The 12702-nt window shown below is 43.4% G+C and carries 13 protein-coding genes; 8 read left to right on the top strand and 5 right to left on the bottom strand.

The genetic code is table 11. The features are described 5' to 3' along the window. Window positions 1-107: 107 nt before the first annotated feature. On the bottom strand, window positions 108-950 hold the full coding sequence (locus AB9H30_RS03280; protein WP_371193190.1) for a PA4780 family RIO1-like protein kinase: 843 nt from the start codon (window positions 948-950) through the stop codon (window positions 108-110). Between the two features lie 359 nt (window positions 951-1309). Here AB9H30_RS03280 and pheS point away from each other — a divergent pair, with 359 nt between their 5' ends. The 5 genes from pheS to AB9H30_RS03255 all read left to right on the top strand — a co-directional run bounded on the left by pheS (window position 1310) and on the right by AB9H30_RS03255 (window position 5829). Next, window positions 1310-2290 (top strand): phenylalanine--tRNA ligase subunit alpha, encoded by a 981-nt coding sequence (gene pheS, locus AB9H30_RS03275; protein WP_371193189.1) that lies wholly within the window; start codon window positions 1310-1312, stop codon window positions 2288-2290. 12 nt (window positions 2291-2302) lie between these two features. Further along, a complete protein-coding gene (gene pheT, locus AB9H30_RS03270) occupies window positions 2303-4690 on the top strand; it encodes a phenylalanine--tRNA ligase subunit beta (protein WP_371193188.1) in 2388 nt (795 codons plus the stop codon). Between the two features lie 4 nt (window positions 4691-4694). Beyond that, window positions 4695-4991, top strand: a complete 297-nt coding sequence (locus tag AB9H30_RS03265; protein ID WP_371193186.1) for an integration host factor subunit alpha — start codon at window positions 4695-4697, stop codon at window positions 4989-4991. Between the two features lie 58 nt (window positions 4992-5049). Further along, window positions 5050-5598, top strand: a complete 549-nt coding sequence (locus AB9H30_RS03260) for a hypothetical protein (RefSeq protein ID WP_371193184.1) — start codon at window positions 5050-5052, stop codon at window positions 5596-5598. Window positions 5599-5700: 102 nt separating this feature from the next. Next, complete coding sequence (locus AB9H30_RS03255; protein WP_371193182.1) at window positions 5701-5829, top strand: hypothetical protein; 129 nt, start codon at window positions 5701-5703, stop codon at window positions 5827-5829. A 19-nt stretch (window positions 5830-5848) separates the two neighbouring features. On the opposite strand, the gene AB9H30_RS03250 is transcribed toward AB9H30_RS03255, so the two are convergent. Further along, complete coding sequence (locus tag AB9H30_RS03250; RefSeq protein ID WP_371193181.1) at window positions 5849-6307, bottom strand: hypothetical protein; 459 nt, start codon at window positions 6305-6307, stop codon at window positions 5849-5851. Between the two features lie 45 nt (window positions 6308-6352). Beyond that, window positions 6353-6766, bottom strand: a complete 414-nt coding sequence (locus tag AB9H30_RS03245) for an STAS/SEC14 domain-containing protein (protein WP_371193180.1) — start codon at window positions 6764-6766, stop codon at window positions 6353-6355. A gap of 257 nt (window positions 6767-7023) precedes the next feature. Here AB9H30_RS03245 and AB9H30_RS03240 point away from each other — a divergent pair, with 257 nt between their 5' ends. Both AB9H30_RS03240 and AB9H30_RS03235 read left to right on the top strand, forming a co-directional pair. After that, on the top strand, window positions 7024-9165 hold the full coding sequence (locus AB9H30_RS03240) for a TonB-dependent receptor (protein WP_371193179.1): 2142 nt from the start codon (window positions 7024-7026) through the stop codon (window positions 9163-9165). 10 nt (window positions 9166-9175) lie between these two features. Next, window positions 9176-9907 carry a ZIP family metal transporter gene (locus tag AB9H30_RS03235; protein ID WP_371193178.1) on the top strand — a complete coding sequence of 244 codons (732 nt, stop codon included), beginning with the start codon at window positions 9176-9178 and terminating at the stop codon, window positions 9905-9907. 217 nt (window positions 9908-10124) lie between these two features. Here the strand turns inward: AB9H30_RS03235 and AB9H30_RS03230 are convergent, their stop codons facing one another. Continuing rightward, window positions 10125-10247, bottom strand: coding sequence for a DUF3149 domain-containing protein (locus AB9H30_RS03230; protein ID WP_371193203.1), 123 nt, complete (start codon window positions 10245-10247; stop codon window positions 10125-10127). Window positions 10248-10286: 39 nt separating this feature from the next. Further along, window positions 10287-10409: a hypothetical protein gene (locus AB9H30_RS03225; RefSeq protein ID WP_371193177.1), complete on the bottom strand. Its 123-nt coding sequence runs from the start codon at window positions 10407-10409 to the stop codon at window positions 10287-10289. 540 nt (window positions 10410-10949) lie between these two features. Here AB9H30_RS03225 and ushA point away from each other — a divergent pair. Further along, window positions 10950-12611 (top strand): bifunctional UDP-sugar hydrolase/5'-nucleotidase UshA, encoded by a 1662-nt coding sequence (ushA, locus tag AB9H30_RS03220; protein WP_371193176.1) that lies wholly within the window; start codon window positions 10950-10952, stop codon window positions 12609-12611. Window positions 12612-12702 lie beyond the last annotated feature (91 nt).

Raw genomic sequence — 12702 nt, 5'->3', positions numbered from 1 at the left:
GACTAAATATTCGTGGGGATCCTTCAGACTCTGACCCCATTATTCTTTCTCCTCTGCGCTGGTCAAGCCGAAACGCATTATTTAGAAATTAATTAACCCTGACCCCATTATTCACGAATGCGCTCAAGTCGCTCTTGCTCTTCTGCGAAGGCGGCTTTTATTTCTTCGAGTACGGTATCCACATCGGCTTCGCTGTCGTCTAACTCATAATAACCTGATAGCTCTGTGTCGGGCTTGAGTTTGCCTTCTTCATATAGCGCCCACATTTCTTCTGCATATAAAGTTTGCAGCAGCTCTGGTGCAAATTCACCGTAATAGTCAGTGATGTTGCGTACGTCTCGTTGCAGCATACTAAAGGCATTATTGTTTGCCGCGGCGTTGACCACTTGGGGCAGGTCGATCACTACTGGGCCGTAGTCGTCTACTAACACGTTAAATTCAGATAAATCACCATGAACGAGGCCAGCACAAAGCATGAGTTTCACGTAATGCATCATTTGCGCGTGGTCCTCAAGAGCTTGCTCTTGTGACATCGACACATCGTTCAGGCGCGGCGCGACATTGCCTTCATCGTCGGTTATAAGCTCCATAAGCAACACACCGTCATAACAACCGTAAGGCTGCGGCACCCTAACACCGGCTGCTGCCAACGTGAAAAGGGCGTCAACTTCGGTATTTTGCCAGGCGTCTTCTTGCTGTTTGCGACCAAAGCTAGAGCCTTTTTCAATCGCTCTGGCTCGTCGGCTATTTTTTACCTTGCGACCTTCTTGATATTGAGCGGCCTTTTTAAAGCTACGCTTCATAGCATCTTTATAAACTTTTGCGCAGCACACTTTACCTTGGCTAGTCACCACGTAGACGGTGGCTTCTTTGCCACTCATCAGTTGGTAAAGCACTTCATCGATGAGTCCATCGTCTAATAGAGGTTGTAGTTGTTTTGGTGTTTTCATTGACGCGTTTATACAGTACTTTGCTTGTCTTTTAAATCAATTACGCTGTTTTCAGCACAGAATATTTACTCCTGTACTCAGGTGATTTGATGAGAACAAGCATATAGCAACACCACTGTCAGATTTAGTGGGTTGATAAAGACTTAAATCACGCTCTCCTTACCATGTTGTTTGTGCGCTTTGGTGCCTTGTAAGACAAGTTATTTGTAAATTGGTTTTAGCTAATTTCAATAAAATCCCTTTAAAATCATATAAATTTGGCTAAGACCTATCTAAAAGGGGTAAAAAACGTGTAAAATGCGCGGCTTACTTGCTTACATATTTAGATGCACTTCGATACGCGCAAAAAAGAGGATAGGATGGAGTTAGCAGCAATTATTCGCGAAGCCCAAGATGCAGTAGATGGGGCCAATACCCCCGCAGAGCTTGACGCTATTCGCGTTGCCTTTATGGGCAAAAAAGGAAAGGTTACCGACTTAATGAAGGGCCTTGGCGCTCTGTCTGCTGAAGAACGTCCAGCCGCGGGCCAGAAGATCAACGAGGCAAAGCAGCAGGTACAGGGCATTATTAATGGTAAAATCCAAGCCTTAAAAGCAGCTGAGATGAATGCCAAGTTAGCTCAAGAGGCGGTTGATGTTACTTTACCTGGTCGAGCTGTTGAAAAAGGAAACCTGCATCCAGTCAGTCGCACTATCGAACGTATTGAAGCGTATTTTGCTGATATCGGCTTTTCAGTCAAAACTGGACCAGAAGTAGAAGACGGTTTCCATAATTTCGATGCGCTGAATATTCCAAAGAACCATCCTGCTAGAGCCGATCACGATACCTTTTATTTTAATCCAGATGTGATGCTGCGCACACAAACTTCTGGTGTGCAAATTCGCACTATGGAAGCGCAAAAACCACCACTAAGAATTATCTCGCCCGGGCGTGTATACCGCAATGACTATGACCAGACACACACACCGATGTTTCATCAAGTCGAGGGTTTAATGGTTGATACCGATGTCAGTTTTGCCGAGCTTAAAGGTGTGCTGCACGACTTCTTGCACCATTTTTTTGAAGAAGACCTCAAAGTTCGCTTTCGCCCTTCGTACTTCCCGTTTACCGAACCTTCGGCTGAAGTTGATGTGATGGGTAAAAACGGCCAGTGGCTTGAAGTGCTTGGCTGCGGCATGGTGCACCCAAATGTGCTGCGAGCAGTCAATATCGACCCTGAAGTCTACACCGGATTTGCCTTTGGTATGGGCGTTGAGCGTCTGACGATGCTGCGTTACGGCGTAAACGATTTGCGCGCCTTCTTCGAAAACGATCTTCGTTTCCTCAAGCAATTTAATTAATTAGAGTCGAACATGAAATTCAGTGAATCTTGGTTAAGAGAATGGGTTAACCCAGCTTTAGATACAAACGCGCTGTGTGAACAGCTAAGCATGGCCGGTCTTGAGGTAGATGGCGTTGAGCCAGTTGCAGCGGCTTTCAGTGGCGTTGTGGTAGGTGAGGTGGTTGAATGCGGCCCGCATCCGGATGCCGATAAATTGCAGGTTACCAAAGTTAACATCGGTGATGATGAGCTTCTTGATATCGTCTGCGGCGCGCCAAATTGCCGTAAGGGTATTAAAGTCGCAGTAGCGAAAGTAGGCGCAGTGTTGCCCGGTGACTTTAAAATCAAAAAAGCGAAGTTACGTGGTCAGCCTTCGTTTGGTATGCTTTGCAGTTTTTCTGAGCTAGGTATGGGTGAAGATCATTCCGGTATTCTAGAGTTGCCAGTTGATGCACCGATTGCACAAGATTTAAGAGAGTACTTGCAGCTCGACGATAGCTCCATTGAAATCGATTTAACGCCAAACCGTGCAGATTGTTTGGGTATGAGGGGTGTGGCAAGAGAGTTGGGCGTGCTCAATCAACTTGACCTCAATAGCCCTAATATTACGCCCATTGAAGCGAGTATCGAAAACAGTCGTGGTATTTCGATAAAAGCTACGCAGGCTTGTCCGCGGTATTTAGGCAGGGTCATAGAAGGCGTAGATATGAGCGCTGATTCTCCGCTTTGGCTAAAAGAGAAACTCAGACGCAGCGGCGTGCGCAGTATTGACCCTGTTGTTGATGTGACAAACTACGTGCTCTTGGAGCTTGGCCATCCGATGCATGCCTTCGACAACGACGCATTAGACGGTGATATTGTTGTGCGCTTTGCCGAGCAGGATGAGCCAATAACATTGTTAGACGGCACGAACATTAATATTAATGCCGACACCCTCGTGATCGCCGACCAGAGCAAGGCGCTCGCCTTAGCCGGTATTTTTGGCGGTCTGCACTCAGGTGTTACCGCGCAAAGTAAAAATATCTTTTTAGAAGCCGCATTTTTTAATCCTGACGACATTTTAGGTAAGTCACGTCAATACAGTTTACATACTGATGCTTCTCATCGCTACGAGCGTGGTGTTGATCCCGAACTACAGTTTACAGCCATGCATCGAGCGACTGCGTTGCTGCTTGAAATTGTTGGCGGTAAGGCCGGTCCAATCGTCGAAGCGGTATCTCCCGCAGATCTGCCCGTGCGCAATAAGATAACCCTTCGTCATGGGCGTATTACTCGCGTATTAGGTAAAGATATCGATGCTACAAGAGTCAAAGATATGCTAGAACGTTTGGGTATGCAGGTTCAAGTCAGTGAAGGTGCTTATACCGTGCAAGCGCCCTCGTATCGCTTCGATATCGCTATTGAAGAAGACTTAATTGAAGAAGTCGCGCGTATTTATGGATATAACAATATCGAAAATACTGCACCGCTAGCGCGATTAAACATAAATGCCCACCCTGAAAAAGATATTGCTTTAAATATTTTAAAGCAGTCGTTGTTACAACAGGGCTTTCAAGAGGCGATTACCTATTCGTTTGTTGACCCGAAAAAACAAGCGTTATTGTATCCAGAGTTAGAAGGTTTAGCGCTTGAGCACCCAATATCTGCAGAGATGTCGGTAATGCGGGTAAGTTTGTTACCGGGTCTGTTAGGCGCGTTGTCTTATAATCAAAAGCGTCAGCAAACAAATATCAAACTGTTTGAAGCAGGTTTAATCTTTACGCCAGATGCCAATGAAAAAACCGGTGTTCAGCAAATTCAGATGATAGGTGGTGTGTTAAGCGGCAATACTCATGATGAGCATTGGTCAATTACCAATGCATCGCTAGATTTTTTTGATGCAAAAGCAGTCTGTGAGCAGTTAATTGCATTTACCGGGAGTGAAGCTGACTTTGAGTTTGTGCAAACTCAGCAACATGCGTATCACCCTGGGCAGTGTGCAAACATCATTTATCAGGAAAAAAGCGTCGGGATTGTGGGAGCAGTGCATCCACAGTTTGCCAAAAAACTTGGATTTAACGGCCAAGTTTTTGCGTTTGAAATCCAATTGTCGGCTATTTCAGGTCGAAAATTGCCTGCAGCCAGCACTATTTCAAAATACCCAATCAACCGCAGAGACGTTGCCGTTACGGTAAATGAGACGCTTGAAACAGGTAAACTACTAAAAAGTATTGAAAAAATTGGAATATCTGATTTAGTTGGCATAAACTTGTTTGACGTATACCAAGGTCAAGGTATTGAACTTGGATACAAGAGCTTAGCAATTTCAATTTGGCTACAAAGCACTGAAAAGACACTGGAAGATTCAGATATTCAAAAGTCTGTCGATATAGTAATTAGACATTTACAGGATCACTTTAGTGCAACATTAAGAGACTAATCAAATGGCATTAACCAAAGCTGATATGGCTGAACATTTGTTCGAAAAGTTAGGCATTAACAAGAAAGACGCAAAAGATCTCGTTGAACTCTTCTTTGAAGAGATTAAAGAGTGTCTAGAAGCGGGTGAGCAGGTTAAGTTGTCCGGCTTTGGTAATTTTGATTTACGGACCAAAAATGAGCGACCAGGGCGTAATCCAAAAACCGGCGAAGATATTCCTATCAAAGCCCGTAGAGTGGTTACCTTTAGACCCGGTCAGAAGCTAAAAAGCCGAGTTGAAAACGTTCCCGTTGAAAAATAGTCCGCTGTTCAGTATTCATTCCTACTCGAATACAAATTTTATCAGGCGCTTATTGTTTATGGGCGTTTTTTGTTTTTTGTTAAGTGCATGTTCAGAACCATCTCAACCCGAAAACGTGCAAGCCCCTCCTCAAGCTGAACCTTTATTAAGTCTGACTGAACTGCTAAATGCCAACGATGTAAAAGAAGCGTTAGCGAGTGCTGCAAAGCAAGATGATCAACAAGCCATTGCTGACTGGCAGGAGCGTTTATTGGAGGCTGCAGAGCAAGTAAATTTGCTGGCGTCTGAGCTCAAGCTTCTATCAGGCGAGCAGGGGCTGATGTATTTGAATTTTCAGGGCATGAAAACGAACTATCAACGGGAGTTCGAAGAGGCATTTTTTGGTTTTGGAGATGTTGACGAAGTCTACTCACGGTATCCCGCCTTTGAAAGCCTTCAAAAGCAATCTAAGGACTTGGTCGATAAACGTGACGCGTTGATTCAAAGCTCGGCTGCACAGCTCTCGCAACAGGGCATAGCGCCTGATATAGCCCTGCAGCAAGCAAGACAGCAGTGGCAGGCGATGATGCAATTCCCGCTTAATGCCGGCCCTTCTGGCGAGCAATAAACCTCTTTTGATCCCATATTATCAATATTAATTGGTGCAAACTCAGCCCTTGTGCGCGATAAAATTTGTGAGTGTTTGACTTGGCTAAATGTTGGCCTCGATATGAAAGTAAATCGCGATAACGAATCTCGCAATCATACCGTGAAAGGTAAAGTTGAAGTGCTTGCAATACCCGCCAACGAAGAGCTTGCTTTCACAATCTCTAGACAACGAATTCTGTTACCAAAATAAATTAGTCAGCTCACTTGACCTAAATGTCCATCATTCGGTCTAGATTTACCGACAGTTGTTTGTTCTTTTGTAACTGGGCGCTTTTGAGGTGTTCAAACATCGACTGCAGCTCATTCACATTAGCTTGTGCATGCAGGTCGGTGTATAAGGTCATTAGCTCTTCTGAAAATTGTGTCGCGAGCGAAATAATGTCATTTAAGCTTAAGTTGCTATCAGCCTCGCTGCTTGTGGGTATCTGTAATATGCTATCGTCATTGGTATATTGAAACCAAGTATTTAATATTGCGACACTTGCTTGCGACTTATAATTTGACATTTCTTCAGCAAACTTGAGTTCCTGCTCGGATAGGTAATGTAAACAAAGACGAACTCGTTCATCGTCATGATGCTTACTTAAGGTCAAATAGTATTGGCTCAAAGCGACGTGAAAAGAGTGGATGTGATTAATCGCATCCTTTGTTTGTTCAAAGCGAATCATGATTTAACCTCATTGATTTAAAAAGCGATATACCTTGGCGCACTATTATTGGTCACTTAGCCATTGGTAAGCATTGGTTGCATCATCAAAATTTTTTATCTCGCCACTCGTAAACCAGGTACCAATGGAAGATGCGTATTTGAGATATTTTTTCCCACCGAGTATTGCGATCTTTTTAAATTTTTTGCCATGGCTTAAGGCTAACTTGAGGTCATCCCAAGCGGCTCTAAGCTCCCAGCCTTCCAGTTCAATAGCGTCAAACAGTACATTGACTTCTGGCGTGTTAATACCCTCAAGCGCACCATTTAACATAGGCGTAATGGTTTGATAGTCATCATGGGTTAGTTTGCCAATCACTTTGATAAAAAGGTAAAGATTGTTATTAATCCGTTCAATACCAATGGATAAACCATGTCGTTGTATTTCCATCTTAGATGCCTCACCAGATAATTCATTCATGTACAAGGCTATCTTAAAAAAGCGAAAAACAACATTGTGGATAACCACAATGACCTTCGATGTTGATTATTAGACATGAGTATTGGCTTTACATTAGAAAGGCTTGATGATTTCATTTTTTGAGACCTTCACTTTTATGTCTATGTGATGGTATTCAAACACACTAAAAATGTGTAAAAGTTTGACTCATGTCAATTCTATTGCAATGTTATAGTGTAACATTAACTGTATTGGAGCTTTTTCAATAGACAAGTAACATGATAAAAAAAATACACATACAAAATACTCGACCTTGGTCATGCTTAGGATTATTTATTTGCTTGCTCGGTGTGAGTGGCGTTGTTCACGCAAACCAAGCTGATGATGAGCAAGATGTCGAGGTGATCATCGTCACCGCTAGCACTCCTACTCCTGGCGATAAAAATATCCAAGGAGCTAAAATCGACGTGCTAGAAGGCTTACAAAAGCAGCTCAGAGAAGGCGCGAGTCTTGGTCAAACCCTCTCTCATCTTGCTGGAGTGCGTGTATTGGATACTGGCAATAATGCCGGGGTGCCGGTGATACGTGGTTTAACAGGAAATCGTATTCGTATATTGTCTAATGGCATGGCTGTGGATCATCAACAATATGGCATTCGTCATCAGCCTAATGTCGACCCTTTTTTAAGCTCTAGAATCGAAATTGTACGAGGGGCTTCTAGTTTAATGTACGGCTCCGATGCTATAGGTGGCGTGATAGATGTTATTGGCTTAGATGTAGGGTTTAGTTACAACCAACACATAGATACCGAGATGGATTTGAGGTTGGACTACGCAAGTAATAATGAACAAGGAGGCATGAGCTTCAAAGGAAGTAGCTTTGGTGAGAATTGGGGAATTGCGGCAGGGTTTACTGCCCGAGAAGGGCAAGAGATAAGCACACCAGATGAACCTACTGCGTTTGAAACTGGCATAGCTTCGGATCCAGCATTTACGGGGGAGCTTCCATTCACTGACTTTAATCAAGTCAACGGACAAGTGGCAGTGGCTTGGTTGTTTGAAGAGGATACCAAAGTCAGCTTGCGCTACAACAGATGGGATAATGAACAAAATTATCTACAACCTAATCCTCCTGCTGGCAAGGGCTTAGGGGTATGGTTACAAAATGATGAAGTGCAGTTGTCTGTTGAGCACGGCATCAGCATTAACGACACTAAATGGTTAATAAAGCCAACACTTTCTTGGCAAAATAATAGTAGGCAGGCAAGCTCGGTAGGAAATACTCTCAGCGATGGCTTTGATGGAACCGTGGAGCTTGAATTTGACCAATACGCTTTTCGCATAGATGCTCGCCATGATGATTGGTTGGTATTTGATGGCGGCACAATTGGCTTTGAAGTGAAAACTCGCGAGCAAGTGTCTCGTGGCTTAGAGGTTTTATCGCCAGGCGGTGAGCAAGAGTCGTTGGGCATTTTTGCCTTTGAAGAACGCCGTTTTGGCAATTTATTATTACAAGCAGGTATGCGTTATGACTATATTGAAGTTACCGGTGACGCTCAAAAAACAGCTGCACCTGCTACATTTACCGGGCGCGTTAGCAACAACTATGACGTATTAAGCGGCTCTGTTGGGGGATCTTATCAGCTGAATAGGCAATGGACGCTAGCGGCTAACATTGGGAGCGGGTTTAGAGCACCAACGCTGTTTGAGCTGTTTGCGCAGGGCATTCACGGCGGTGTTGCCGCTGTACAACTAGGCAACTCAGATTTAGCGCCAGAGGAGTCAATCAATACAGATTTCGCTATTCGGTGGCGTAAACCTAACGCCAGCGCCTCTGTTACGATATATCACAATCAAATAGATGACTTTATTTACCTTGAAGATACCTTTGAGCAAGCAACTAATGGATTGCCTATATTTCGCAATGAACAAACCGATGCTAGATTACAAGGCATCGAGTTCGAAGGGGAATATTCGTTAAATGACTATTGGTCAGTTAGATTGATTGCCGATATGATTGCTACCGAAAATACTCTGACGGGTGAAGACTTGCCTCTAACGCCAGCTAACGAGGTATTAGGAGAGTTAACATGGCAGCCCAATAGCTTGTTAGGGCTAAGTGAGCCGTATGTCCGATTTGAAGGTAAATATGCTGATGCAAAAGACGCCGCTTTAGGTGAGCCATTCCAACAGTTTGACCGAAATCCTAATTTTGGTAGTGCTTCAACGGACAGTTATTGGCTTGCTAACATATCGGCAGGAGGTTTTATCCCACTAAATGATCAACAAGAGCTTCGCGTTAACCTTGCTGTTCTAAACATGTTTGATGAGCCTTACAGAGATTTTCTCAATACTTATAAAGCCTATGCACTCAACCCCGGAATGGATATAAGGTTGACCCTACAGATGACTTTTAACTGAGGCTTGACGAGTGGATAGCACTTTTTTTGTTATTTTAGTGTTTGGTTTGTTGATGAGCTCTATTGCTTTTATCGGCGGATTATTTGCGCTTTTACCTGAGAAGCTACTGAAGAGTTTATTACAGCCGCTAGTGGCTTTTGCGGCGGGTGCACTCATGGGGGGAGCATTTTTTCATATGTTGCCCAAAGCCCTTGCTTCAAATGTGCCTGACTTTTCGGTGTTGCTTTGGGTAGTTATTGGATTTACGGCTTTTTTCGCATTAGATCAGCTGATGGAGTGGCATCATTGTCATCGGCTGCCTTCAGAGCATGTGCGGCCAATGGGGCCTTTGCTGTTGGTGGCTGACGGCGCGCATAATCTGATTGGTGGATTAGCCATTGGCGCCATATTTGTAATAGATATCAAAGCAGGTATTGCCGCATGGTTGGCTGCGGCTTTGCACGAAGTGCCACAAGAAATGGGAGATTTTGGCGCTTTAGTGCACTCTGGATATAGCAAATATCGAGCGCTGTTACTAAATTTTTGCTCCGCGCTGACTTTTCCTTTAGGTGCCTTGATAGCATATTTCCTTGGTGACACAATTAATTTAGTATTATTGGTGGCGTTAGGAGCCGGTAATTTTTTGTATATCGCAGGAGCTGATTTAATACCTGAAATAAAAAGAGCTGAAAAGTTAAGTGAGACCTTAAAGCGTTTTGGTTTTTTTGTGTTTGGTTTGGGTTTATTATATGCCACCCACTAAGCAGGTGAATTGACTAGGTGCTAAATGCTATAAACATTGTAAGGTGGCGAACAACATCGCGATTCTCATACTCCCTTCAATTGTTACAATTGAAGGGAGTATGAGAATCGTCACATCACCCATTTTGACGAGCCCATATCTTAGTAAATGTTTACAACATCTTCGCTATAGCATAAGCGTCTAAACACATTTATGGGTAGAGATCACGGCTATGCTATTACTTTTCTGAAGTTTGTTCAGCGCTATTGTGTATAAATAGATAGGTATAATATCCTGCCATAATTATCATTATTAAAATGCCCAACAGTGAACCCCACACAACCGGATCGCTAAATATCATTGATAACATATTGAATTCCTCTATTAATCTAAGCACTTATTAAAAAATTAAGAACAAAACGTTTACCACATAAGGCAACAATGCAAGGCCTACAAGCACCAAAATGTTGGCAAAGAATTGCGTGAAGTTAAAAGTATCTATTTGTTCTGTTTGCGGATTCATCTCATTCTCCTAAGTCTTATCCTCATACATAAAAATAGGACATCTTATTATTTGTCTACTTCAATATCCGTACCAAAACGTTTAAAAGCTAAATAATTGTATTTATTATATATTTTCAGTAAGCGATAAACGACATCAGATTGGTTTTTGTCATTAATGGCACTTATTCAGACAATAATGACAATGAAGTTTCTGTGCTTTGCTACTTTCATCTTGACTGCTAGAGATTGCGTTTGGTTACGCATATTAGCGTGTTACGCTAACCCATGCCACTTCGCCTGCTGCGAGCAAGAAACCCAAATCAAATAAGGAGAGTCATGGCTATCGTTCACTGCGCCACTTCGACAGATATTATAAACAAAGCAGGTCATATTGAATCAACTATAGCTCCCTCAGCCTACAGATGAAGAGCAATTTCCAATACTGCCCTTGTGAGGAAATCATTAGCTCATATAGTCAGGCTTAACATCTTTTTACGCTGAACTAGCGCCAGTTTTTGTATATAATCATTGTAATTCCTGTATGTATGAACTTTTATATATGAGCCCCAATCCGCGCTTCTTCGTTCCCATTATCTTATTCGCCAGCCTTTTTAGCATAATCGCATGCAGTAGTATTGAGACATCAAGCGAAGTCGATGCGCAGCCACAGGTTCGCTATGTAACCATTTTACACACCAACGATAATCACGGACGCTTTTGGCATAACGAAAAAGGCGAATATGGCATGGCGGCGCGCAAAACGCTTGTTGATGAGCTACGCAATCAAGCAAGAGCGCAGGGCCATGCGGTTCTTTTGTTATCGGGCGGTGACATAAACACCGGTGTGCCAGAGTCTGATTTGCAATATGCAGAGCCCGACTTTAAGGGCATGTCATTAATTGAATACGACGCCATGGCTCTTGGTAATCATGAATTTGATAATCCCTTAAGCGTGTTAGATTTACAGCAGTCGTGGTCAAATTTTCCATTTTTATCTGCCAACATTTTCTTTAAAGACAGCGGTAAAAATGTCTTTCAAGAATATGCGATATTTGAGCAGCAAGGCTTAACTATAGCTGTAATTGGCCTCACCACCACCGACACAGCGAAAATAGGCAACCCGCAATACATTGACGGTTTAGTGTTTAAAGAGCCCGTGCAGATCACGGCTTCATTAACGCAAAGACTCGAGCAGCAGTATCAACCTGACCTGACCATTGCCGTTACGCACATGGGTCATTATGTGGATGCCACACACGGTAGCAATGCGCCAGGGGATGTTACCCTTGCGCGCTCATTACCGAACAACACGCTAGATATGATCATAGGCGGGCACTCCCAAGAGCCTGTTTGCATGGCCGATGAAAACGTCAATGATGACAAATTTACCGCCGGTATGCCCTGTACTCCCGACCAACAAAATGGGACGTGGATAATGCAGGCTCACGAATGGGGAAAGTATGTGGGTAAAGCCGAGTTTAAGTTTGCAGACGGTCAATTAACGCTGTTGGATTATCAGCTGTTACCCGTTAATTTATACATTGATAAGCCACAATCTGACGGTACACTAACAACTGAGTTAGCAAGCACCTATATAACACCTGACCCAGAGCTCAAAGCGTTTTTAGCGCCTTTTCAAGCTAAAGGAGCGGCACAAATTGAAGGCACTTTAGGCTTTGTAGATGCAAAACTAGAGGGCGATCGCAACAAAGTACGTTATCAACAAACCAACTTGGCGCGAGTGATCATTCAAGCGCAAATGAACGTGGTCGGAGCCGATTTTGGTGTCATTAGTGGCGGCGGTGTGCGCGATAGCATTGCCGCAGGAGACGTAAGCTACAAAGATATTTTACAAGTCCACCCTTTCAAAAATACCTTGGCCTATATGGATTGGCAGGGTCAAGACCTGTGGGAATACTTAGACGTGATCACCGCCTTCTCAGCCGATTCAGGCGCCTATCTGCAATATCATAAATTGCGCTTTGAACGTGAAAATGGCGCACTCGCTAAAGTGTATATTGATGGTAAAGCCATTGATAAAAATCAAAGCTATCGTATGAGTATAAATAGCTTCAATGCCACTGGCGGCGACGGCTACCCAGCTTTAACTGAGCGCATGGGTTTTGTGATGACCGAAGAAACCGATGCCCAAGCGCTCAAACGTTTTTTTGTTGAAAACAGCCCTGTGAGTGCTGCGGATTTTAGTCCGAGTAAAGATTAATCGATTTATATCTATGGTGGAGTGCTTTATTGCACTTCTCCTTAATTGCTCAACATTATAACAAAAATACGTTTAAAATTTTCTTCTCTAA

It is taken from the genome of Glaciecola sp. SC05, from assembly GCF_041380235.1.
Classification (GTDB): Bacteria; Pseudomonadota; Gammaproteobacteria; order Enterobacterales; family Alteromonadaceae; genus Glaciecola.
The sequence above is the reverse complement of the archived record's forward strand: the minus strand, read 5'-3'. Positions and strand labels throughout refer to the sequence as shown.